22 protein-coding genes are annotated in these 22124 nt (G+C 57.8%); 14 read left to right on the top strand and 8 right to left on the bottom strand.

The window, feature by feature from the left end:
- The first annotated feature begins 379 nt into the window (after window positions 1–379).
- The 6 genes from xthA to INF61_RS04485 all read left to right on the top strand — a co-directional run bounded on the left by xthA (window position 380) and on the right by INF61_RS04485 (window position 6555).
- Entirely contained in the window at window positions 380–1186 is an 807-nt protein-coding gene (gene xthA / locus INF61_RS04510) for an exodeoxyribonuclease III (protein ID WP_015570756.1), read from the top strand.
- A gap of 6 nt (window positions 1187–1192) precedes the next feature.
- Window positions 1193–1876 carry a TVP38/TMEM64 family protein gene (locus tag INF61_RS04505; RefSeq protein WP_032670087.1) on the top strand — a complete coding sequence of 228 codons (684 nt, stop codon included), beginning with the start codon at window positions 1193–1195 and terminating at the stop codon, window positions 1874–1876.
- Window positions 1877–1882: 6 nt separating this feature from the next.
- Window positions 1883–3052, top strand: a complete 1170-nt coding sequence (locus INF61_RS04500; protein ID WP_072259277.1) for an ABC transporter substrate-binding protein — start codon at window positions 1883–1885, stop codon at window positions 3050–3052.
- Window positions 3025–4554, top strand: a complete 1530-nt coding sequence (locus INF61_RS04495) for a thiamine ABC transporter permease (protein WP_193547550.1) — start codon at window positions 3025–3027, stop codon at window positions 4552–4554. Before INF61_RS04500 ends, INF61_RS04495 begins: the two co-directional genes overlap by 28 nt.
- The gene (locus INF61_RS04490) at window positions 4554–5174 is read left to right on the top strand and encodes an ATP-binding cassette domain-containing protein (RefSeq protein WP_063945798.1); all 621 of its coding nucleotides are present in this window, start codon (window positions 4554–4556) and stop codon (window positions 5172–5174) included. The genes INF61_RS04495 and INF61_RS04490 overlap by 1 nt, the downstream gene beginning before the upstream one ends.
- 73 nt (window positions 5175–5247) lie before the next feature.
- Complete coding sequence (locus tag INF61_RS04485; RefSeq protein WP_193547549.1) at window positions 5248–6555, top strand: sulfurtransferase; 1308 nt, start codon at window positions 5248–5250, stop codon at window positions 6553–6555.
- Here the strand turns inward: INF61_RS04485 and INF61_RS04480 are convergent.
- Together INF61_RS04480 and INF61_RS04475 are read right to left on the bottom strand one after the other, a co-directional pair.
- Complete coding sequence (locus INF61_RS04480) at window positions 6552–7169, bottom strand: CDP-alcohol phosphatidyltransferase family protein (RefSeq protein WP_033487174.1); 618 nt, start codon at window positions 7167–7169, stop codon at window positions 6552–6554. The genes INF61_RS04485 and INF61_RS04480 overlap by 4 nt on opposite strands.
- Window positions 7159–7731 (bottom strand): carboxymuconolactone decarboxylase family protein, encoded by a 573-nt coding sequence (locus INF61_RS04475; protein ID WP_193547548.1) that lies wholly within the window; start codon window positions 7729–7731, stop codon window positions 7159–7161. The genes INF61_RS04480 and INF61_RS04475 overlap by 11 nt, the downstream gene beginning before the upstream one ends.
- Window positions 7732–7806: 75 nt before the next feature.
- Here INF61_RS04475 and INF61_RS04470 point away from each other — a divergent pair, with 75 nt between their 5' ends.
- A complete protein-coding gene (locus tag INF61_RS04470) occupies window positions 7807–8223 on the top strand; it encodes a pyrimidine (deoxy)nucleoside triphosphate diphosphatase (RefSeq protein WP_017384679.1) in 417 nt (138 codons plus the stop codon).
- On the opposite strand, the gene INF61_RS04465 is transcribed toward INF61_RS04470, so the two are convergent.
- Window positions 8183–8455 carry a YnjH family protein gene (locus INF61_RS04465; RefSeq protein WP_003857857.1) on the bottom strand — a complete coding sequence of 91 codons (273 nt, stop codon included), beginning with the start codon at window positions 8453–8455 and terminating at the stop codon, window positions 8183–8185. The genes INF61_RS04470 and INF61_RS04465 overlap by 41 nt on opposite strands.
- Before the next feature lie 225 nt (window positions 8456–8680).
- Here INF61_RS04465 and gdhA point away from each other — a divergent pair, with 225 nt between their 5' ends.
- The gene (gdhA, locus tag INF61_RS04460; protein ID WP_023296338.1) at window positions 8681–10024 is read left to right on the top strand and encodes an NADP-specific glutamate dehydrogenase; all 1344 of its coding nucleotides are present in this window, start codon (window positions 8681–8683) and stop codon (window positions 10022–10024) included.
- Between the two features lie 113 nt (window positions 10025–10137).
- Here the strand turns inward: gdhA and INF61_RS04455 are convergent, their stop codons facing one another.
- The 3 genes from INF61_RS04455 to INF61_RS04445 all read right to left on the bottom strand — a co-directional run bounded on the left by INF61_RS04455 (window position 10138) and on the right by INF61_RS04445 (window position 13776).
- Window positions 10138–12060, bottom strand: a complete 1923-nt coding sequence (locus INF61_RS04455; protein ID WP_017384681.1) for a DNA topoisomerase III — start codon at window positions 12058–12060, stop codon at window positions 10138–10140.
- Window positions 12061–12064: 4 nt separating this feature from the next.
- Complete coding sequence (gene selD / locus INF61_RS04450) at window positions 12065–13108, bottom strand: selenide, water dikinase SelD (RefSeq protein WP_017384682.1); 1044 nt, start codon at window positions 13106–13108, stop codon at window positions 12065–12067.
- A gap of 116 nt (window positions 13109–13224) precedes the next feature.
- Window positions 13225–13776: an NAD(P)H nitroreductase gene (locus INF61_RS04445; RefSeq protein ID WP_023296329.1), complete on the bottom strand. Its 552-nt coding sequence runs from the start codon at window positions 13774–13776 to the stop codon at window positions 13225–13227.
- Window positions 13777–13943: 167 nt separating this feature from the next.
- On the opposite strand from INF61_RS04445, the gene sppA reads away from it, so the two are divergent.
- From sppA to INF61_RS04425, 4 genes are all read left to right on the top strand, one after another.
- Complete coding sequence (gene sppA, locus INF61_RS04440) at window positions 13944–15800, top strand: signal peptide peptidase SppA (RefSeq protein ID WP_193547547.1); 1857 nt, start codon at window positions 13944–13946, stop codon at window positions 15798–15800.
- A 62-nt stretch (window positions 15801–15862) separates the two neighbouring features.
- A complete protein-coding gene (ansA, locus tag INF61_RS04435; protein WP_023303507.1) occupies window positions 15863–16879 on the top strand; it encodes an asparaginase in 1017 nt (338 codons plus the stop codon).
- 9 nt (window positions 16880–16888) lie between these two features.
- Entirely contained in the window at window positions 16889–17530 is a 642-nt protein-coding gene (pncA, locus tag INF61_RS04430; RefSeq protein WP_015570777.1) for a bifunctional nicotinamidase/pyrazinamidase, read from the top strand.
- A gap of 219 nt (window positions 17531–17749) precedes the next feature.
- Entirely contained in the window at window positions 17750–19003 is a 1254-nt protein-coding gene (locus INF61_RS04425) for a glycoside hydrolase family 18 protein (protein WP_017384687.1), read from the top strand.
- Window positions 19004–19053: 50 nt separating this feature from the next.
- On the opposite strand, the gene INF61_RS04420 is transcribed toward INF61_RS04425, so the two are convergent.
- Window positions 19054–19326, bottom strand: coding sequence for a YeaC family protein (locus INF61_RS04420; protein ID WP_017384688.1), 273 nt, complete (start codon window positions 19324–19326; stop codon window positions 19054–19056).
- 41 nt (window positions 19327–19367) lie between these two features.
- Complete coding sequence (gene msrB / locus INF61_RS04415) at window positions 19368–19781, bottom strand: peptide-methionine (R)-S-oxide reductase MsrB (protein WP_017384689.1); 414 nt, start codon at window positions 19779–19781, stop codon at window positions 19368–19370.
- A 341-nt stretch (window positions 19782–20122) separates the two neighbouring features.
- On the opposite strand from msrB, the gene gapA reads away from it, so the two are divergent.
- Window positions 20123–21118, top strand: coding sequence for a glyceraldehyde-3-phosphate dehydrogenase (gapA, locus tag INF61_RS04410; protein ID WP_006809136.1), 996 nt, complete (start codon window positions 20123–20125; stop codon window positions 21116–21118).
- A 74-nt stretch (window positions 21119–21192) separates the two neighbouring features.
- Window positions 21193–22077, top strand: a complete 885-nt coding sequence (locus INF61_RS04405; RefSeq protein ID WP_032104146.1) for a D-hexose-6-phosphate mutarotase — start codon at window positions 21193–21195, stop codon at window positions 22075–22077.
- Window positions 22078–22124 lie beyond the last annotated feature (47 nt).

The following is a 22124-nucleotide window of genomic DNA, read 5'->3' as shown; positions in this document are numbered from 1 at the left end:
TGCACTGTGAATGTAGATTGCAGCCTTCGTGCCAGCCAGCGATAAAAATGCATAAACGGGTTGGGGTAACAGAATATCAATGAGTTACAATATGTAGTTATTCACTTTTAATGCATAAATAGTGAATATTTTTACGACAAGCGGCGCTTTGCCGCATGAAAACAAGAAAGAGTATGCAGAGGCCAAATATAATTCTGGAATTGTGATCGCTCGCGAAATTTATCGGTCCTTTATGCCCTGTTCGAGGGCAAAACGCGCCGAAATGGTGCAAATATTGCACCGTCGGCATTATCTGTCGCAGTAATTGGGCGAAGCGGATAACAGACGACGTAAATTCTGCTACCATCCTTGCACTATTCACCTTGCATTGGCAGCGACTATGAAATTTGTCTCTTTTAATATCAACGGCCTGCGTGCCCGCCCTCACCAGCTTGAAGCGATTGTTGAGCAACATCAGCCAGATGTGATCGGCTTGCAGGAGACAAAAGTTCACGACGATATGTTCCCGCTCGAAGAGGTAGCGAAGCTGGGCTATAACGTTTTTTACCACGGTCAGAAAGGCCACTACGGCGTTGCGCTGCTGACCAAAGATACGCCGGTGTCGGTGCGTCGTGGCTTCCCGGGTGACGATGAAGAGGCGCAACGCCGCATCATCATGGCGGAAATTCCTTCCGCGCTCGGCAATGTGACCGTCATCAACGGCTATTTCCCGCAGGGTGAAAGCCGCGATCATGAAACCAAATTCCCGGCCAAAGCGAAGTTTTATCAGGATCTGCAAAACTACCTGACAACCGAACTCAAAAAAGAAAACCCGGTGCTGATCATGGGCGACATGAATATCAGCCCGACGGATCTGGATATCGGTATTGGCGAAGAGAACCGTAAGCGCTGGCTGCGCACCGGCAAATGCTCTTTCCTGCCGGAGGAGCGCGAGTGGATGGAGCGCCTGCTGGGTTGGGGGCTGGTGGATACTTTCCGCACGGCTAACCCGGCGACGCAGGATCGCTTCTCGTGGTTTGACTATCGCTCTAAAGGCTTCGATGACAACCGGGGCCTGCGTATTGATCTGCTGCTGGCGAGCGCCCCCCTGGCCGAACGCTGCATCGAAACCGGTATCGACTATGACATCCGTAGTATGGAAAAGCCGTCCGACCATGCGCCGGTATGGGCAACGTTCAAGCTGTAAACTTCAGTGAATATTAAAAAAATCAGTCTCCTGTGCGCCCTTTTGGGCGCATTTGTTTTGACCGTTGTTTTGCTTCCTCCAGGCATACTCTCCCTCGACACGCTAAAAATGCACCAGCAAACGTTGCTCGATCGTGTGGAGCAGGCGCCTCTTCAGAGCGCGCTAGTCTATTTTGCGGTTTACGTTCTGCTCTCCGCGCTGTCAATCCCCGGAGCCGCGCTTCTGACGCTGCTCGGCGGGGCGCTTTTCAGCCTGTGGGAGGCGACGCTGTTGGTGTCATTTGCCTCGACGCTCGGCGCCACGCTTGCCATGCTCGTCAGCCGTTATCTGCTGCGCGACTGGGTGCAACGGCGCTTTGCCGCACAGATGAGCACGATAGATGCGGGGATGGATCGCGACGGCGCGCGCTACCTTTTTGCCCTGCGCCTGATGCCGTTGTTCCCGTTCTTTCTGGTTAATTTGCTGATGGGGCTAACCCGTCTCAGGGTGCGTCACTACTGGTGGGTCAGCCAGCTTGCAATGCTACCTGCCACCGTCATTTATCTGAACGCCGGACGCGAGCTGGGGAAACTCACCGCGCTGCGCGATATTCTGTCGCCGGGACTGCTGTTCGCCTTTACACTATTAGGGTTATTACCGCTGGTCACTCGCTGGCTGTTTTCCCGTTACATCCCTTCGATTAAAAAGTGAGGCATTATGCGCCGGGTGCGTTTTTGCGCGTTTCTGACGAGTCTGCTGCTGGCAACCTCTGCCTTCGCCGCAGAGAGCTGGCAATCCATTCAGCAACAGGCCACCGGGCAGACCGTCTGGTTTAACGCCTGGGGCGGTGACGAGGCCGTTAACCGCTACCTCGACTGGGTAAGCGGCGAGATGAAAACGCACTACGCCGTCAACCTGAAGATCGTTCATCTGGCCGATGCCGCCGACGCGGTGAAGCGGATCCAGACGGAACATGCCGCAGGACGCAGCAGTAACGGGTCGGTGGATCTACTCTGGGTAAACGGGGAAAACTTCCGCAACCTGAAAGCGGCAAACCTGCTGCTCACCGGCTGGGCGCAAACCCTGCCCAACTGGCGCTACGTCGATACCCGTAAACCGGTAACGGAAGATTTTGCCATCCCGACCGATGGGGCAGAATCCCCGTGGGGCGGCGCGCAATTAACCTTTATCGCCCGTAAAGCGAGTACGCCGACACCACCGGCAGATCCCCACGCGCTGCTGGTATACGCCCGACAGCACCCTGGCAAGGTGAGCTATCCGCGACCGCCGGATTTTACCGGCACGGCGTTTCTTGAGCAGCTACTGCTGGCGCTGACCGCCCATCCGGAGGCGTTAAAAAACGCGCCAGACAGAACCTTTGCGCAGGTCACCGCGCCGCTGTGGGATTACCTTGATACGCTGCACCCCCTGCTGTGGCGCGAAGGGAACGATTTTCCTCCGTCGCCTGCGCGCATGGATACGCTGCTGGCCAGCGGCAGTCTGAACCTGTCGCTCACCTTTAACCCCGCCCATGCGATGCAAAAGGTGGCGAGCGGTGAACTGCCTGCCGACAGCTACAGTTTCGGCTTTCTCAAAGGCATGATCGGCAACGTCCATTTTGTCGCCATCCCGGCAAACGCCAGCGCGAGCGCAGGTGCGAAAGTGGTGGCGAATTTCCTGCTGTCACCACAGGCGCAGATCCGCAAAGCTAATCCTGCCGTCTGGGGTGACCCGAGCGTGCTGGATGGCGAAAAACTGCCTGCGAAAGCGGCAAAACAGCTTAGCGCCTTTACCCCCTCAGGCACGCCTGATGTACTTCCCGAACCTCACGCCGCCTGGGTTAACGCCCTGGAGCAGGAATGGCTTCGCCGCTACGGAACCCGCTAAGCGGGCTGGTCTGGGCGGCAATGGCGGTCATCTATCTGCCACTGCTTCCCGCCAGCGGCATGCTGCTGGCCCCGGCGTTTTCTCCCGGCAACTGGGCGACGCTGTTTGCCGACCCGCAGCTGCCGCAGGCGCTGGCCGCCACGCTGGTTTCCACGCTTATCGCGACGCTGGGCTCACTGTTTATCGCCCTGACCCTGCTTGCGCTTCTCTGGCCGGGTGAAGGCTGGCAGCGCCTGAGCACCCGTCTGCCGTGGCTGTTAGCCGTGCCGCACGTCGCCTTCGCCACCAGCGCGCTGCTGCTGTTTGCGGAAGGGGGGCAGTTTTACCGGATCTGTACGGTCTGTTCGCCGCAGCTTGACCGCTACGGTATCGGGCTTGGCCTGACGCTTGCGGTCAAAGAGAGCGCGTTCGTTCTGTGGGCAATCTACGCCGCGCTGCCTGAAAAGCGTCTCGCACAGCAGAAAATCGTCCTGCATACCTTCGGCTACGGACGAATGCAGGCGCTCAACTGGCTCGTCCTCCCGGCAATCGCCCCCGCGCTGGGCGCAGTCATGCTGGCGGTGCTGGCCTGGTCGCTTTCCGTGGTGGATGTGGCGATCGTGCTCGGGCCAGGCAACCCGCCTACGCTGGCGGTACTGGCCTGGCAGTGGCTCGCCCAGGGCGATGCACAACAGCAAACAAAGGGAACGCTGCTGTGTCTGGTGTTGCTCCTGCTGCTGGCGGCGCTTGCCGCGGTGGGATACGGCTTCTGGACGGCATGGCGGCGCGCCCAGCGTGCCCCCTCTGGAATTCGTCACGCTTCGCATACTGCGCTGCCCGCACGGACGCTGGGCGGGTTACTGCCGCTGTGCGGCGTCCTCTGTGCGCTGGTTCTGCTGATGCTGGCACGCCGGGACGACATCGGCCCCGTCAGCGACAGCCTTTCACTGGGACTGCTGTCCAGCCTGACAGCGCTGGCCATCCTCATGCTCTGGCTTGAGTGGGGACCCCAGCGCGGCGCGGTGTGGGTCTGGCTGCCGCTCGCCCTCCAGGCGCTGCCCCTCGTGTCCGGGCAATATGCCGTGGCGCTGTGGCTGGGCATCGACGGCCAGTACGCTGCGGTGCTCTGGAGCCATATGCTCTGGGTTCTCCCGTGGATGCTCCTGGTGCTGCAACCGGCCTGGCGCAGGCTCGATCCCCGGCTTATCCTCACCGCCAGAACGCTGGGCTGGCGACAGGCGAAAATTTTCTGGTTGGTGAAATGCCCCCTGATGATTCGTCCGGCCCTGCTGGCCTTTGCCACCGGCTTTTCCGTGAGCATGGCCCAGTACATGCCGACCCTCTGGCTGGGAGCGGGACGTTTCACCACCCTGACGACGGAGGCGGTCGCCCTCAGCAGCGGCGGCAGCATTCCGATCCTCGCCAGCCGGGCGCTGGGTCTGTTGCTGTTGACCAGCAGCGTATTTGCCCTTGCCGCGCTGCTCTCCCGGCTCGTGGGCCGTCACAGACAAGGATTACGTTAATGCTGAACGTGAAAAATCTCACCATTGCGCCACTCTTCCGTGAGGTCAACTTCCGCGTCCCGGCGGGGGAGATTGTCACGCTGATGGGGCCCTCCGGGAGCGGGAAATCGACCCTTTTCGCCTGGATAGTGGGGGCGTTATCCGCTGATTTTAAGGCGCACGGCGAGCTATGGCTGAACGATCGCCGCTGCGATATGCTCCCCGTGGAAACGCGCGGGATCGGCATTCTGTTTCAGGATGCCCTGCTGTTTGACGCCTTCAGCGTGGGGCAAAACCTGATGCTGGCGCTGCCGGCGCACATCGTCGGGCGCGCCCGCCGCAACGCGGTAGAACAGGCCCTGGACACTGCCGGGCTGGCAAACCACTACGCCAGCGATCCGGCGACCCTTTCCGGCGGCGAGCGCGCCCGGGTCAGCCTGTTGCGCGCCCTTCTCGCCCAGCCGCAGGCATTGCTGCTCGACGAGCCGTTCAGTCGACTGGATAAAACGCTGCGCGCCTCATTCCGGGCGTGGGTATTCGAGGTTACTCGCCAGCGCAGGATCCCGGTGGTGCTGGTCACGCATGATGAGGACGATATTCCGCCCGGCGGCGAGGTGATTGAGATTTCTCGCTGGCAATAATGTGCTAACGCAATGTTTTTGGCTTCAGGAGAGACGACAATGCCCCCCTCTTTTAATGACGTCAGGTTTTTCGATGAAACGTGTTTCTCAACTGACCGCGCTGGCCCTGATCTGCGGCCTCGCCTCACTCTCCTCCACGGCGGCTGATATGCCCCACTCCCTCACGCTGGACCAGCTCCAGGCGCAAAACGGCGCGGTAATTGATACGCGCGTCAGTGCGTTCTATAACGGCTGGCCGCAGACCCTGAGCGGAACGTCCGGGCATGAACCCGCCGCGCTTAATCTCTCTGCCAGCTGGCTTGGGGCAATGAGCGATGAACAGCTCAGCGGCTGGGCAAAACAACATCGGCTTACGCCAGACATGCCGGTTGCGCTCTATGGCAACGATGATGACAACCAGACCGTCAAAACGCGGCTGGAGAAAGCGGGCTTTACCCACGTCTCCACCCTGAGCGATGCCCTGCAACAATCCGACCGTCTGCAACGTCTGGCGCATTTCGAACAGCTGGTTTATCCGCAGTGGATCCGCCAGTTGCAGCAGGGCAAACCCGTTACCGCCGCACCAGCCGGAGAATGGAAGGTGATCGAGGCTGGCTGGGGTGCGCCGAAGCTTTATCTCCTGAGCCACATTCCCGGTGCGGGCTATATCGACACCAATGAAGTGGAAAGCGAACCGCTGTGGAATAAGGTCTCTGACGAAAAGCTGAAAGCGATGCTGGCGAAGCACGGGATCCGTCACGATACCACCGTCATTCTGTACGGTCGCGACGTGTATGCCGCCGCGCGCGTGGCGCAGATCATACTCTACGCGGGCGTGAAGGATGTGCGAATTCTGGATGGCGGCTGGAAGGCGTGGTCCGACGCCAGCCTGCCCGTTGAGCGCGGAACGCCTGCAAAGGTGAAGCCAGCCCCTGATTTTGGCGCGCCGATCCCGGGCCAGCCCCGGCTGATGGTGGATATGGAGCAGGCCCGGGGAATGCTGCACCGTCAGGACGCCTCGCTGGTGAGCATTCGTTCCTGGCCAGAGTTTATCGGTGAAACCAGCGGCTACAGCTATATCAAGCCAAAAGGTGAGATTGCCGGTGCGCGCTGGGGCCATGCGGGCAGCGACGCGACCCACATGGAAGATTTCCACAATCCGGATGGCACCATGCGCAGCGCCGATGATATTGCCGCCATGTGGAAAACGTGGAATATCCTGCCGGAGCAGCACGTTGCGTTTTACTGTGGTACCGGCTGGCGCGCGTCTGAAGCCTTTATGTACGCCCGCGCCATGGGCTGGCAGAACGTTGCCGTCTACGACGGCGGCTGGTACGAATGGAGCAGCCATCCGCAGAACCCGGTCTCCACCGGGGAGCGCGGACCGGAGAGCGCACGCTAGCGGGGAAGTGATTTCAGCGTGATATAACCGCTCCAGATGCGCGTTGTGGTGGTCAGCCAGCACAATGCGCCAAACGTCCAGGCAAACAGCGCGAAATGCGCCGGAAACAGGCAGCACAGCACAAACAGCGCGATGGTCTCCGTTCCTTCCGTTAATCCTCCAATGTAATAAAGCGACTTGTGCGCATAGCCGGGGTTGTCGATATCATGCTTCCCCGCCAGCGCGGCAAAGGCCAGGAAGCTGCTGCCCGTCCCCATAAACGCGAACAGCAGCCAGGCGGCGGCGATCGCGTTATCAGCCGGAGCGGCCAGCGCAAAGCCAAACGGCACCAGGGCGTAGAACAGGAAGTCGAGGGCGATATCAAGAAATCCTCCCGCGTCCGTCAGGCCACGGCGACGCGCCAGCGCGCCGTCCAGACCATCCAGCAGCCGGTTCAGCACAATGGCGATCAGCGCCGCCGGATACCAGCCCAGCGCCAGAAACGGTAACGCCAGCACGCCAATCGCAAACCCGGCGAGCGTTAAGCCATCAGGCGTGATAAACGGTCTATCCAGCGCGGCGGCCAGCTGATTTAACCCGGGTTTCAGTCGGGGGTGCAGATGTTTATCCAGCATGCGGTTTACCTTTAAACGTGGCGCACAGCCCCTGAGCCGGGATATCCAGCGCGGCGTTAAAGCGGGCGGAAAGATTCTGAAAGGCAATAAGAGCCGTCATTTCGGTGATGGTCTCTTCCGTAAAGTGGCGCTTCAGCAGACTTTTGATATTTTCATCCACCTGAGGTGGCGTGGCGGTGACCGCTTCCGCATAGGCCAGCGCCGCGCGCTCCTCTTCGCTGAACAGGGTGGAATTTTGCCAGTCGCTGACGGCCTGCACTTTATCCAGCGCCCCGCTCCGCTCGGCCAGACGCAGGCTGTTGGCATCAATACAAAATGCGCAGTGGCAGATCTGCGAGATCCGCGTCATTAGTAGCGATCGCAGAACCGGGGTCAAACGCGCCTTGCGCCGCTCCAGATAGCCGACAAATAGCGCCACCAGCCAGAAAAGACGCGGCATAAGCCCCCACCAGCGCGTGGGGTTCAGCACCGCGCCGAAGTGTTTTTTCTGCATGACGGCGATGGGGCTGAGGCTGACGGGAAGGGTTTCCATGGGCGCAACCCAGGCGGATGTCTCTTTCACCTGATTCTCCTGATGACTGGACTCTTTGGAAGGGCACGATAATATGTCGTTTTTCGCTATTAATTATTGACGAACATGCTGAAAACACTCGATGTGGTTGCGGCCATCCTCGAAAAAGAGGGCAAGATTTTGCTGGCGCAGCGTCCCGAACATGCCGATCAGCCAGGAATGTGGGAATTTGCGGGCGGGAAGGTTGAAGCCGGTGAGACCCAGCCGGAAGCGCTGATCCGCGAACTGCGCGAAGAACTCGGCATTGAAGCCGTGCCCGCGCGGTATGTGGCAAGCCACCAGCGGGAGGTGTCGCAGCGGCTGATTCACCTCCACGCCTGGCATGTGCCTGAATTTAGCGGTCAGCTGAAGGCGCATTATCACTCGGCGCTGGTATGGTGCACGCCAGAAGACGCGTTCACGTATGCTTTAGCCCCGGCGGATATACCGCTGCTGGAAGCGTTTATTCTTTTACGCGACGCCAGACCAGCGGATTTGTACTGAGGGTGCGTTCATCACGCTGGCACTGCAACAGCACGCCATCTGCCCTGACTACTGCGCCTTCGGAATAGTTTTGATCCTGATAGATACAGCACTGATTACACGGCTGCGCACGCTGGCCGCCAGCGCTAAAAACCTCTGGCGGCACGTTGACCTCGACATCCGGGCGAATGCGGTCAGCCTGTGCCCCGGCGGACACCATCAAACATAACGCGGCCATTGCGTAACGGTTCATAGACTTTATTTCCTTTGCATCGTTTATATCTATAACGGTCGATCCGGACGGGATCTTTAATTTATCTCGTCATCGCTTTTGGTTATGACGCGCGCCCTGTCATTAATTTCCCTTGCGGCATAAATTTCTGCTTGCCTCTCAAAGCGGTGCGGGTGGTATAGTCAAAAAAACGACACAAAACATCTACGCCACACGCATAAATTATTATAAGAGGTTCTTATATCTATGGATCAGACACGCTCTCTGGAAAGCTTTCTTGCCCATGTTCAGCAGCGCGACCCGCACCAAAGCGAGTTTGCCCAGGCCGTTCGTGAAGTCATGACCACCCTGTGGCCCTTCCTTGAGGAAAATCCGCGTTACCGTCAGATGGCGCTGCTTGAACGTCTGGTAGAGCCGGAGCGCGTCATCCAGTTCCGCGTGGCGTGGGTGGACGACCGCAATCAGGTGCAGGTCAACCGCGCGTGGCGCGTGCAGTTTAACTCCGCCATTGGGCCGTTTAAGGGCGGGATGCGCTTCCACCCCTCGGTGAACCTGTCGATTCTGAAATTCCTCGGCTTCGAGCAGACCTTTAAAAATGCGCTCACTACCCTGCCGATGGGCGGCGGTAAAGGCGGGAGTGATTTCGATCCGAAAGGCAAGAGCGAAGGCGAAGTGATGCGTTTCTGCCAGGCGCTGGTCACTGAGCTCTATCGCCACCTTGGGCCGGACACCGACGTTCCTGCCGGGGATATCGGCGTGGGGGGGCGTGAAGTGGGCTTTATGGCCGGGATGATGAAAAAGCTCTCCAACAACAGCGCCTGCGTCTTTACCGGCAAAGGTCTGTCGTTTGGCGGTAGCCTGATTCGCCCGGAAGCGACGGGTTATGGTCTGGTCTATTTCACCGAAGCGATGCTTAAGCGTCACGGGCTGAGCTTCGAGGGGATGCGCGTGGCGGTCTCCGGCTCCGGCAATGTGGCGCAGTACGCTATCGAGAAAGCGATGGCGTTTGGCGCGCGCGTGGTGACCGCCTCCGACTCCAGCGGTACCGTGGTGGATGAAGCTGGCTTTACGGCAGAAAAACTGGCGCGTCTGTGCGAAATTAAAGCCAGCCGTGACGGTCGGGTAGCGGATTATGCCCGTGAATTTGGCCTGACCTATCTGGAAGGTAAACAGCCGTGGGGCGTGCCCGTGGATATCGCCCTGCCGTGCGCGACGCAAAACGAACTGGACGTGGATGCCGCCCGGACGCTGATTAGCAATGGCGTGAAAGCGGTAGCGGAAGGGGCAAATATGCCCACCACCATTGAAGCGACCGACCTGTTCCTGGACACGGGCGTACTGTTTGCGCCAGGCAAGGCGGCGAACGCTGGCGGCGTGGCAACATCCGGTCTGGAAATGGCGCAAAACGCCGCGAGAATGGGCTGGAAGGCAGAGAAAGTGGATGCCCGTCTGCACCACATCATGCTCGATATTCATCACGCCTGCGTGGAGTACGGCGGCGAGGCCTCGCAAACTAACTACGTGCGCGGGGCGAATATCGCCGGGTTCGTGAAGGTGGCCGATGCGATGATCGGACAGGGTGTGATTTAGTTTCGCTGCATTCTCGCCCTTGTAGGCCCGGTAAGCATTAGCGCCACCGGGCTTTTTTCAGGCCGCAGAGGGGCTTTCGCCGGGTGGCGGCTTCGCCTTACCCGGCCTACGGTTTAAGCGGTTGTATTTTTGGCTGCGCTTTTCTTCTTTTTGAACGGTTTCTTCGCCCCGCCGCCCGGGGCGACCATTCCCCGGAATCGCTTCACTGGCGTACTGCGCGCCTGGTCAATCAGCTGATAAAGCGTCCCTACCAGCGGCTGCATAAAGTCCTGATAACGGCACTGCTTTTCGCTGATCTGCGTCAGCACCGACTCCCAGTGCGCGGTCATGTCCGGTCTGGCCGCCAGTTCAGGGAGGGAGTGGATGAGCGCCCGTCCCGGCTCTGTTGAGTGGATGTAACGCCCCTTCTTCTCAAGGAAACCACGCTTGAACAGTAATTCGATAATTCCCGCGCGGGTCGCCTCCGTACCCAGACCGTCGGTGGCGCGCAGGATCTTCTTCAGATCTTTATCCTGCACAAAACGGGCGATGCCGGTCATGGCCGACAGCAGCGTCGCGTCGGTGAAATGGCGCGGCGGCTGGGTTTGTCGTTCAACCACTTCGCCCTTCTCGCACAGCAGTTCGTCGCCTTTGGCCACGACCGGCAGCGGCGTGCCGTCGTTCTCTTCGTCACGCTCTTTGTTGCCGAGCAGCGTGCGCCAGCCCGCTTCCGCGAGGAAACGCGCTTTGGCGATAAATTTGCCTTTGGCAATCTCCAGTTCAATAACGCACTTGCGGAACACCGCGTCCGGGCAGAACTGCATCAGATACTGACGTGCGATCAGGTTATAGACCTTTGCTTCGTTGTCGGTCAGGTTGACGTTGCTGGTGCGCGCCGTCGGGATTATCGCGTGGTGAGCATCGACTTTTTTATCGTCCCAGCAGCGGTTATGGGTATCCGGGTTTACCGCCGGCTGCGGCAACAGATCCGGCGCATGGACGCCAATGGCATTCATCACCGAGTGGCGTCCGGCGAAGTGTTCTTCCGGCAGATAGCGGCTGTCCGAACGCGGATAGGTGATCAGCTTGTGGGTTTCGTAGAGCTTCTGGCAGATATCGAGCACGTTCTGTGCGCTAAGACCAAAGCGCTTAGCCGCCTCAATCTGCAACGCCGAAAGGGAGAACGGCAGCGGTGCGGGCTCCGTTTCCCGTTTGTCGTTATAGCTGGTGACGATTGCGGGCTGGCCGGTAATGCGGTTGACCACGTGCTCCGCCAGCGGGCGATGCAGCAGCCGTCCCTCTTCGTCCTGATATGACTCACAGGCATCGCTTGGCTGCCAGACGGCGGTAAAGCGTTCGTCTTTCGGCGTGACGATATGCGCTTTGACTTCGAAGAAGTCTTTGGCGACGAAATTTTCGATCTCTTCGTCGCGACGCACCACCAGCCCCAGCACCGGTGTCTGGACACGACCGACGGAGAGTACGCCCTGATAACCCGCGTTGCGCCCGAGAATGGTGTAGGCGCGGGTCATGTTGATCCCGTACAGCCAGTCCGCACGGGCACGCGCCAGCGCGGAGACACACAGGGGAATAAATTCGCTGTTGGCGCGCAGGCGTGAAATGGCCCGCTCTACCGCCTGAGGGTTGAGGTCGTTGATCAGGCAGCGCTGCACCTGCTGGCGCTTTTCCGGCGCCAGCTCCAGGTAGTCCAGCACTTCATCGACCAGCAGTTGCCCTTCCCTGTCCGGGTCACCCGCGTGGACCACTTCCGTCGCCTCATGCAGGAAGCGCTTAATGACGTTGAGCTGTTTGGTGACGGAAGGACGCGGTTGGAGACGCCATTTTTCCGGCACAATCGGTAGATCGTTGAGATTCCAGCGGGCGTAGCGGCTGTCGTAGACATCCGGCTGCGCCTGTTCAAGCAGGTGACCGATACACCAGGTGACCACCTGCCCGTTACCGCATTCGATAAAGCCGTCGCCTTTGCGATGCGGCCTGGGCAGCACATCGGCGATGGCACGCGCCAGACTCGGCTTTTCGGCAATAAACAACCGCATCGAATTAACGGATCTCAATCATCGGTCGACCACCGCGGGCGGTCACCAGCTCACCAATGGCCGTCAGGGTGATGCCAAACTCGGCAGCCGTCGCCTGAACGTCAGCTTCAGCTTCCGGCGTCACCGCCAGCAGCAGGCCGCCGGAGGTTTGCGGATCGCACAGCAGGTTACGCCACGCTTCCGGCATTTCGCCCATTAAATGGCCGTAGCTGGCGAAGTTGCGCTGCGTCCCGCCCGGCACCGCGCCCTGAGCAATGTACTCTTCCACGCCCGGCAGCTTCGGCACATCCTGATACCAGACCTGCGCCTGCACGCCCGCGCCCTGACAGACTTCAGAGAGGTGCCCCAGCAGACCAAAACCGGTCACGTCGGTCATGGCCTTCACGCCGTCGATATTGGCGAATGCCGCACCGGCGAGGTTCATCTGGCACATCACTTCCGTTGCCAGACCGATATGCTCGGGCTTCAGCAGGGATTTCTTCTCGGCAGTGGTCAGTACGCCAATGCCCAGCGGCTTGGTGAGGAACAGCTTGCAGCCCGCCTGCGCCGTGCTGTTGCGCTTCACGCGCTCGGTCGGCACCACGCCGGTGACGGCCAGGCCGAAGATCGGCTCCGGCGCATCGATAGAGTGACCACCGGCCAGGGCAATACCCGCCTGCTGGCAGGCAAAGCGTCCGCCTTCGATCACGTCGCGGGCAATCTCCGGCGGGAGGGTGTTAATCGGCCAGCCCAGAATGGCGATCGCCATAATCGGTTTACCGCCCATCGCAAAGATATCGCTGATGGCGTTGGTGGCCGCAATGCGCCCGAAGTCGAACGGGTTGTCGACAATCGGCATAAAGAAGTCAGTAGTGCTGATAATGCTGGTGCCGTTACCCAGGTCATAAACCGCTGCATCGTCACGCGTTTCGTTACCGACAAGCAGGTTCGGGTCGACAAACTTCGCCTGTTCACTGTGCAGGATGGTCTCCAGCACTTTCGGGGAAATTTTACAACCGCAACCGGCTCCGTGGCTGTATTGCGTTAAACGAATGGTTTGCTCGCTCATGGACGTCTCCTGTCATCTCAATCGCGCTATGGTAGCGCTCATTCCATAAAGAGGTAAGTATGACTGTCTGAATTCTGCGGCGGATGCTCAGAATCCAGACAGTTTAGCGCGGCTTATCAGAAACGGCTGACGAAAGGCGTGGTGTCTGGCACGCTGATGGTGCTGGAGGCTTTAAGCTGCGGGGTGCCAAGATAGAGGAAGCCGACAATTTTATCGTGCTCACCACAGGCAAAGCCATCACGCACGACCGAACTCTCGGTCAGCGGTCCGGTGCGCCAGATGCCATTGAAGCCCTGCGCGACGGCGGCCATTTGCATCGCCATTACCGCGCAGCCTGCGGACATTTCCTGCTCCCAGACCGGCACCTTATGGTCGGCCTGACATTTCGCCACGACAGCGATGATCATCGGCGCGCGGAATGGCGCACTGCGGGCTTTATCAATCCCCTTCTCATCCTGGCCTGCGGCAACAGCCCCCTGCTCCAGCAGCTGGCTGAAGCGGTCGCGCCCTTCGCCTTCAATGATAAAGAAGTGCCACGGCTGCAATGTGCCATGGTCCGGCGCACGCATTCCGGCACGCAGAATGTTTTCCAGCTGCTCGCCGACGGGTGCCGGTTCGGCCAGGCGGGAAGCGCTACGACGGTTAACAAGCAGTTCAAGTGCGTCCATTGGTTAACTCCTTTCATGAAATTTACTCACAAAATTAACACGACAGCAGAATTTGTTACAGCGTGGCAGGCGATTCCTGCTGACAAGTGGCGGTTGGGTCATTACGATAACCGCACATTACCGTCCCGTGGCGACGGAAACAGTCCTTTTCTGGTTAGGGAGAATACATGCGAACCCTTTGGCGAATCTTTGCCGGTTTCTTTAAATGGACGTGGCGACTGCTCAACTTCGTCCGCAACCTGGTGATGAACATCTTCTTCATCTTCCTGGTCCTGGTATGCGCAGGTATCTGGATGCATATCAGCAACGCAACCCAGTCGCAGCATTCGACGCGCGGCGCGTTGTTACTCGATATCACCGGCGTGATTGTTGATAAGCCATCGACCAGCAACCGTCTGGGCGTGATTGGTCGCCAGCTGTTCGGCGCAACGTCAGACCGTCTTCAGGAAAACTCCCTGTTTGATATCGTCGACACCATCCGTCAGGCCAAAGACGATCGTAACATTACCGGTATCGTGCTGGACCTGAAAGATTTTGCCGGCGCCGATCAGCCGTCAATGCAGTACATCGGTAAAGCGCTGCGCGAATTCCGCGACAGCGGTAAACCGGTTATTGCCATTGGCGACAGCTACACCCAGGGACAATATTATCTGGCGAGCTTTGCCAATAAGATCTGGCTTTCGCCACAGGGCACGGTCGATCTGCATGGCTTTGCCACTAATGGTTTGTACTACAAATCGCTGCTCGACAAGCTGAAGGTCACCACCCACGTCTTCCGCGTCGGGACCTATAAATCCGCCGTGGAGCCGTTTATCCGCGATGATATGTCCCCTGCCGCCCGTGAAGCGGACAGCCGCTGGATTGGCGAGCTGTGGCAGAACTACCTCGGCACCATTGCCGCTAACCGTCAGATTACCGCTGAGCAGGTCTTCCCGGGCGCGCGCGGCGTGCTGGACGGCCTGCGCATGGTGGACGGCGATACAGCGAAATACGCGCTTGATAACAAACTGGTCGATCAGCTGGGTTCCAGCGCTGAAATTGAAAAAGCGCTGACCAAACAGTTCGGCTGGAGTAAAGAGGATAAAAACTACAGCGCCATCAGCATGTATGACTACGCCGCGAAAAAGCCGGACGACAGCGGTGACAGCATCGCCGTGGTGTTTGCTAACGGGGCCATTATGGATGGCGAAGAAACGCCGGGGAACGTCGGCGGGGACACCACCGCGTCGCAGATCCGCGATGCGCGCCAGGATCCGAAAGTGAAGGCGATTGTCCTGCGGGTGAACAGCCCTGGCGGCAGCGTCAGCGCCTCTGAAGTAATCCGTGCTGAACTGGCCGCCGCGCGCGCCGCAGGCAAGCCGGTAGTGGTCTCGATGGGCGGCATGGCGGCTTCCGGGGGATACTGGATCTCGACGCCAGCCAACTACATTGTGGCTAACCCAAGCACGCTGACCGGCTCGATTGGCATCTTCGGCGTGATCAACACCGTAGAGAACAGCCTGGATTATCTCGGCGTCCACACCGACGGCGTCTCCACCTCGCCGCTGGCGGACGTGTCCGTTACCAAATCCCTGCCGCCTGAGGTATCTGAGATGATGCAGCTCAGCATTGAGAGTGGCTATAAACGTTTCATCACGCTTGTTGCGGACTCCCGTAAAAAGACGCCCGATCAGATTGACCAGATCGCTCAGGGCCACGTCTGGACCGGCCAGGACGCGAAGAGCAACGGCCTGGTAGACAGCCTGGGTGACTTCGACGACGCCGTGAAGAAAGCGGCGGAGCTGGCGAAGCTCAAGCAGTGGCACGTGGACTATTATCAGGACGAACCAACATTCTTCGATATGGTCATGGACAGCATGTCCGGCTCCGTTCGTGCCATGCTGCCGGACGCGCTTCAGGCTTATCTGCCGGCGCCGGTGGCGACCGCGGCGAAAGCCATGAGAGCAGAGAGCGACAAGCTCGCAGCCTTTAATGATCCACAAAGCCGCTACGCGTTTTGCCTGACCTGTGCGAACGTGCGTTAAAAACCGTCCCCTCTTCCCGTGAAGAGGGGATTTTTTCTTTTGAAGAACAAGAACTCATTACCATGCAGAAGAAATCAATTTATGTCGCCTATACCGGCGGTACCATCGGTATGCAGCGCTCAGAAAATGGCTATATCCCGGTTTCCGGCCACTTACAGCGCCAGCTGGCGCTGATGCCTGAATTCCACCGTCCGGAAATGCCGGACTTTACCATCCACGAATATGAGCCGCTGATGGACTCCTCCGACATGACGCCGGAAGACTGGCAGCATATTGCGGACGATATTAAAGCCCATTACGACCAGTACGACGGCTTCGTGATCCTGCACGGCACCGACACCATGGCGTTCACCGCCTCGGCGCTCTCCTTCATGCTGGAGAACCTGAGCAAGCCCGTCATCGTGACCGGCTCGCAGATCCCGCTGGCGGAACTGCGTTCAGACGGGCAGATCAACCTGCTTAACTCCCTGTACGTGGCCGCTAATTACCCGATCAACGAGGTAACGCTGTTCTTCAACAACCGGCTGTACCGCGGGAACCGTACCACTAAAGCGCACGCCGATGGCTTTGACGCTTTTGCCTCACCTAACCTGCAACCGCTGCTGGAAGCGGGGATCCATATCCGTCGTCTGGGCACGCCGCCCGCGCCAAATACCGCAGGCGAACTGATCGTTCACCCGATCACCCCGCAGCCGATCGGCGTGGTGACGATTTATCCGGGTATTTCCGCCGACGTGGTGCGCAACTTCCTGCGCCAGCCGGTGAAGGCGCTGATCCTGCGCTCCTATGGTGTGGGTAACGCCCCGCAGAACGGTGAATTCCTGAAAGAGCTTCAGGAGGCGAGCGATCGCGGGATTGTGGTGGTCAACCTCACCCAGTGTATGTCCGGCAAAGTCAATATGGGCGGCTACGCCACCGGTAATGCCCTGGCGCACGCTGGCGTGATCAGTGGTTTCGATATGACCGTTGAGGCAACGCTGACTAAACTTCACTATTTACTGAGTCAGGATCTGGATATTGATTCCATTCGCCGCGCCATGATGCAAAACCTGCGCGGTGAACTGACGCCGGACGAATAAGGAGGTCCCATGAAGCAACGCGCCCTGTTACTGGTCGATTTGCAAAATGATTTCTGTGCGGGCGGTGCGCTGGCCGTTGCGGAAGGCGACAGCACCGTAGACGTCGCGAATTCGCTGATTGAGTGGTGTAAAGCTCGTGGTGAAGCGGTGGTGGCGAGTCAGGACTGGCATCCGGCAAACCACGGCAGCTTTGCCAGCCAGCACAACGTTGAGCCTTACAGCCAGGGCGAACTGGACGGGCTGGCGCAAACCTTCTGGCCCAATCACTGCGTGCAGCAGACGGAAGGCGCTGAGCTGCATCCGCTGCTGAACCAGAAGGCCATCGACGCGGTGTTCCACAAAGGTGAAAACCCAACCATCGACAGCTACAGCGCGTTCTTTGATAACGGTCATCGTCAGAAGACGGCGCTGGACGCGTGGTTGCGCCACCATGAGATCACCGAGCTGATTGTGCTGGGCCTGGCGACGGATTACTGCGTGAAGTTCACCGTGCTGGATGCGCTCCAGTTGGGCTATACCGTGAATGTCATCACCGACGGCTGTCGCGGGGTGAATATTCAGCCGCATGACAGCGCTCAGGCGTTTATGGATATGGCCGCAGAAGGCGCAACGCTGTATACGCTGGCTGACTGGATGGAGACGCAGGCGTAAGCTTTTTAGCCGGGTGACGGCTTAGCCTTACCCGGCCTACTTTCTCTGGTTTTGTAGACCGGGTAAGCGTCAGCGCCACCCGGCATTTCTTCCCCAATCCCCATAAAGTGAACTCCCTCGCATCACAAGCGAAACGGCGATGCTATTCTCTTCAGGCTGTTTTTTCGCCACGCCTTTTCTGTGGCGTGGTTATTTTTATTCAGTCAAAGAGGAAATTATATGAAACGTTTGCCCTTGCTGGCAGCATTACCCTTGCTTTGCGCGTCACTGGCTTCCGCCGCGCCCCTGATGTCCGTGGGTTACTTCAATGGGGGTGGCGATGTTACCGCCGGACCGGGTGGCGATATTAATAAACTCGACGTCCGCCAGATCACCCACCTCAACTACTCGTTTGGTCTGGTCTATAACAACGAGAAAGACGAAACCAACGCCGCGCTGAAAGATCCGGCAAAACTGCATCAAATCTGGTTATCACCTAAGGTGGCATCCGATCTGGCGTTACTTCCTCAGCTTCGTAAACAAAACCCGAACCTGAAAGTCCTGCTTTCCGTTGGCGGCTGGGGCGCGCGTGGTTTTTCTGGCGCAGCGGCAACCAAAGAGAGTCGCGCGGTATTTATTCGCTCCGCGCAGGAGATCGTCAGTAAATACGGCCTGGACGGGATCGACCTGGACTGGGAATATCCGGTCAACGGCGCGTGGGGACTGGTCGAGAGCACCCCTGCCGACCGGGATAATTTCACCGCGCTGTTAAAAGAGATGCGTGACGCGTTTGGTAAGAAAAAGCTGGTCACGATTGCGGTGGGCGCGAATGCGGAAAGTCCGAAAAGCTGGGTGGATGTGAAAGCCATTGCCCCCCTGCTCGATTACATCAACCTGATGACCTACGACATGGCGTACGGTACTCAGTATTTTAACGCGAATCTGTATGACTCCAGCGCCTGGCCAACGGTGGCTGCCGCAGACAAGTACAGCGTCGATTTTGTGGTGAATAACTATCTGGCCGCCGGGCTGAAGCCGCAGCAGATGAACCTCGGAATTGGTTTCTATGGGCGCGTGCCGAAGCGCGCCGTTGAACCGGGTATCGACTGGAGCAAATCGGACGCGCAGAACAATCCGGTGACGCAGCCCTACTTCGGGCCGCAGGAACTGGGCCTGTTCAAATCGCTTGGCTATGATCTGACCAAAGATACCTATGTGAAATACAACGATATCGTCCGCAAGCTGCTGAACGATCCGCAGAAACGCTTTACCGAGCACTGGGACGAACAGGCGAAGGTGCCGTGGCTGTCGGTGAAATCCGCCGACGGGAAGGCGCTGTTTGCGATTTCCTATGAGAACCCGCGCTCCGTGGCGATCAAAGCGGATTACATTAAGGAGAAAGGTCTGGCTGGCGCCATGTTCTGGGAGTACGGTGCTGACGACGAAAACCAGCTCGCGAAACAGCTGGCGGAGTCGCTTGGGATCCCGCACTAAGATGTAGTGTGCCGGGTGGCGCTAGCGCTTACCCGGCCTACATGGGAGCTTTATTTGAAGGTCGCAATCGGCTTCGGCGCGATGCCGAACTCTTCTTTCAGCTCGCGCTTGCTTTTCATCACCATCTGACCGTTAGTGTCGATGGTCATGTGCTGGGCGTCGGTATTGTGACGCGCCTGCCACAGCATCACCAGCTGCAAACTGTTCTCTTTTTGCTCAGGTGTGAGCGCCACACCGTCCGGCCATTTTCCCAGCTCAACGGCCGTTACCAGACGCTGATAAACCTCCGGGGTCATACCTGCAATCATGTCATCAATATTCATGATCTCTCCCTTTCAAAGGAATAATTTGCTGAATCGTTTTTTCAACCCTTGGTATGGTCGCCGTTTTCATCATCGGTAAAGCTCATGGAAGCCGAATTTACACAGAAACGCTCCCCCGTCGGCTGCGGGCCATCCGGGAAGACATGCCCGAGATGGGCGTCACAGTTCCCGCAGCGAATTTCGGTGCGCACCATGCCGTGCGAGGTGTCCGTCAGGTAGCGGATCGCATCATCGCTGACAGGCTCGTAAAAGCTCGGCCAGCCGCAGCCAGAATCGTACTTCGTCTGGGAGTTAAACAGCGGTGCATCACACACCAGGCAGTGGTAGACGCCTTCCCGTTTATTGTGCAGCAAACGCCCGGAAAACGGCGGTTCTGTGCCGTGATTTTGCGTCACGTAAAACTGCATCTCTGTAAGGTTTTTTTTCAAATCGTCGGGGTTACGTTGGTTCGACATATGCTTACATCTCGCTGTTGAAACAGACATCTTTTAACCCAGATTCTAACAAAACATTAACACCCGCGCGTGCACTTTTGTTCTAAACTTATGTGTCGCGAAAAGGCGGTCAGGCAATTGTGATCAATTTCACATTTTAATCCTGCGAGGCCTTTAAAATTCCGGGCGCAGCCCCCATGTGGTTGCTAGCTCAAAGGGAAAGTGAGGCGAGTCAGTCGCACAAACGTTAGTCACAGGATTGATTTGTCGCAATGATTGACACGATTCCGCTTGACGCTGCGTAAGGTTTTTGTAATTTTACAGGCAACCTTTTATTCACTAACAAATAGCTGGTGGAATATATGACTATCAAAGTAGGTATCAACGGTTTTGGCCGTATCGGCCGTATTGTTTTCCGTGCTGCTCAGAAACGTTCTGACATCGAAATCGTTGGTATCAACGATCTCCTGGACGCTGAATACATGGCGTACATGCTGAAGTACGACTCAACTCACGGTCGTTTCGACGGCACCGTTGAAGTGAAAGACGGCCACCTGGTTGTTAATGGCAAAACCATCCGCGTTACTGCTGAGAAAGACCCAGCTAACCTGAAATGGAACGAAATCGGTGTTGACGTTGTAGCTGAAGCTACCGGTATCTTCCTGACCGACGAAACTGCACGTAAACACATCACTGCGGGTGCGAAGAAAGTTGTTCTGACTGGTCCTTCCAAAGACAACACCCCAATGTTCGTTCGCGGTGCAAACTTCGAAACTTACGCTGGCCAGGACATCGTTTCCAACGCATCCTGCACCACCAACTGCCTGGCACCGCTGGCTAAAGTTATCAACGACAACTTCGGCATCATCGAAGGTCTGATGACTACCGTTCACGCAACCACCGCTACTCAGAAAACCGTTGATGGCCCGTCTCACAAAGACTGGCGCGGCGGCCGTGGCGCGGCTCAGAACATCATCCCATCTTCTACCGGTGCTGCTAAAGCAGTAGGTAAAGTACTGCCAGAACTGAATGGCAAACTGACTGGTATGGCGTTCCGCGTTCCAACTCCTAACGTATCCGTTGTTGACCTGACCGTTCGTCTGGAAAAAGCTGCTTCTTATGAAGAAATTAAGAAAGCAATCAAAGCTGCTTCCGAAGGCCCAATGAAAGGCGTTCTGGGTTACACCGAAGACGACGTTGTATCTACCGATTTCAACGGCGAAGTGTGCACTTCCGTGTTCGATGCTAAAGCAGGTATCGCACTGAACGACAACTTCGTGAAACTGGTTTCCTGGTACGACAACGAAACTGGCTACTCTAACAAAGTACTGGACCTGATCGCTCACATCTCCAAATAAGTTGAGATGAGTGCTTGATCCTAAAAGGCGACTTCGGTCGCCTTTTTTATTGTTTTTAGACAGAGGATTGCTTAATGATTAATAAAATTTTTGCACTTCCGGTAGTCGAACAACTTACCCCTGTGCTCTCCCGCCGTCAGATCGACGGTGCTGATATCATCGTCGTTGATCATCCGCGCGTTAAAGCCTCCGTAGCGCTCAATGGTGCCCACCTGCTCTCCTGGAAACCAGAAGGTGAAGAAGAAGGCCTGTGGCTGAGCGAGGCCACCTCGTTCAAAAAAGGGGCGGCGATCCGCGGCGGCGTACCGATCTGCTGGCCATGGTTTGGCCCGTCAGCGCAGCAGGGTTTACCCTCACACGGTTTCGCCCGTAACCAGCAGTGGACGCTGAAAGCCCACAACGAAGATGAAAACGGTGCGGTGTTGACCTTTGAACTCCAGGCGAATGATGAAACGCGTGCCCTGTGGCCACACGAGTTCACCCTGTATGCCCGCTTCAAGCTGGGTAAAACCTGCGAAATTGAACTGGAAGCGCACGGCGAATTCGAAACAACGTCCGCCCTGCACACCTATTTCAACGTAGGCGACATTCAGGCCGTTAAGGTGAGCGGACTTGGCGATACCTTTATCGACAAAGTGGATAACGCGAAAGAAGGCAAGCTGGACGACGGCGTGCAGACTTTCCCGGATCGTACCGACCGCGTGTATCTGCACCCGGAAGCCTGTAGCGTCATCCACGACAGCGCGCTGAACCGCGGTATTGATGTGGTTCATCACCACCACAGCAACGTGGTGGGCTGGAACCCGGGCCCTGCCCTTTCCGTCAGCATGGCGGATATCCCGGATGACGGTTACAAGACCTTCGTGTGCGTGGAAACCGCGTGCGTGACCGCGCCGCAGAAAACCAGCGAAGAAAAACCGTCCCGCTTAGGCCAGACGATCAAGATTGTGAAGCGCTAATATTGTTCAGGCATCATAAAAAAACAAACGGGGCGCTAGCGCCCCGT

Source organism: Enterobacter cloacae complex sp. P18RS (genome assembly GCF_014982105.1).
Classification (GTDB): Bacteria; Pseudomonadota; Gammaproteobacteria; order Enterobacterales; family Enterobacteriaceae; genus Enterobacter; species Enterobacter hormaechei_C.
The sequence above is the reverse complement of the archived record's forward strand: the minus strand, read 5'-3'. Positions and strand labels throughout refer to the sequence as shown.

Excerpts from the sequence above, each read along its gene's own strand:
- INF61_RS04490 (WP_063945798.1), top strand. The coding sequence starts at position 4,554 with ATGCTGAACGTGAAAAATCTCACCATTGCGCCACTCTTCCGTGAGGTC.
- INF61_RS04445 (WP_023296329.1), bottom strand. The coding sequence starts at position 13,776 with ATGGACGCACTTGAACTGCTTGTTAACCGTCGTAGCGCTTCCCGCCTG.
- gdhA (WP_023296338.1), top strand. The coding sequence starts at position 8,681 with ATGGATCAGACACGCTCTCTGGAAAGCTTTCTTGCCCATGTTCAGCAG.
- INF61_RS04500 (WP_072259277.1), top strand. The coding sequence starts at position 1,883 with ATGCGCCGGGTGCGTTTTTGCGCGTTTCTGACGAGTCTGCTGCTGGCA.
- INF61_RS04425 (WP_017384687.1), top strand. The coding sequence starts at position 17,750 with ATGAAACGTTTGCCCTTGCTGGCAGCATTACCCTTGCTTTGCGCGTCA.
- sppA (WP_193547547.1), top strand. The coding sequence starts at position 13,944 with ATGCGAACCCTTTGGCGAATCTTTGCCGGTTTCTTTAAATGGACGTGG.
- INF61_RS04465 (WP_003857857.1), bottom strand. The coding sequence starts at position 8,455 with ATGAACCGTTACGCAATGGCCGCGTTATGTTTGATGGTGTCCGCCGGG.
- INF61_RS04470 (WP_017384679.1), top strand. The coding sequence starts at position 7,807 with ATGCTGAAAACACTCGATGTGGTTGCGGCCATCCTCGAAAAAGAGGGC.
- INF61_RS04480 (WP_033487174.1), bottom strand. The coding sequence starts at position 7,169 with ATGCTGGATAAACATCTGCACCCCCGACTGAAACCCGGGTTAAATCAG.
- INF61_RS04455 (WP_017384681.1), bottom strand. The coding sequence starts at position 12,060 with ATGCGGTTGTTTATTGCCGAAAAGCCGAGTCTGGCGCGTGCCATCGCC.
- INF61_RS04420 (WP_017384688.1), bottom strand. The coding sequence starts at position 19,326 with ATGAATATTGATGACATGATTGCAGGTATGACCCCGGAGGTTTATCAG.
- ansA (WP_023303507.1), top strand. The coding sequence starts at position 15,863 with ATGCAGAAGAAATCAATTTATGTCGCCTATACCGGCGGTACCATCGGT.
- INF61_RS04495 (WP_193547550.1), top strand. The coding sequence starts at position 3,025 with ATGGCTTCGCCGCTACGGAACCCGCTAAGCGGGCTGGTCTGGGCGGCA.
- msrB (WP_017384689.1), bottom strand. The coding sequence starts at position 19,781 with ATGTCGAACCAACGTAACCCCGACGATTTGAAAAAAAACCTTACAGAG.
- INF61_RS04405 (WP_032104146.1), top strand. The coding sequence starts at position 21,193 with ATGATTAATAAAATTTTTGCACTTCCGGTAGTCGAACAACTTACCCCT.
- selD (WP_017384682.1), bottom strand. The coding sequence starts at position 13,108 with ATGAGCGAGCAAACCATTCGTTTAACGCAATACAGCCACGGAGCCGGT.
- INF61_RS04485 (WP_193547549.1), top strand. The coding sequence starts at position 5,248 with ATGAAACGTGTTTCTCAACTGACCGCGCTGGCCCTGATCTGCGGCCTC.
- gapA (WP_006809136.1), top strand. The coding sequence starts at position 20,123 with ATGACTATCAAAGTAGGTATCAACGGTTTTGGCCGTATCGGCCGTATT.
- xthA (WP_015570756.1), top strand. The coding sequence starts at position 380 with ATGAAATTTGTCTCTTTTAATATCAACGGCCTGCGTGCCCGCCCTCAC.
- pncA (WP_015570777.1), top strand. The coding sequence starts at position 16,889 with ATGAAGCAACGCGCCCTGTTACTGGTCGATTTGCAAAATGATTTCTGT.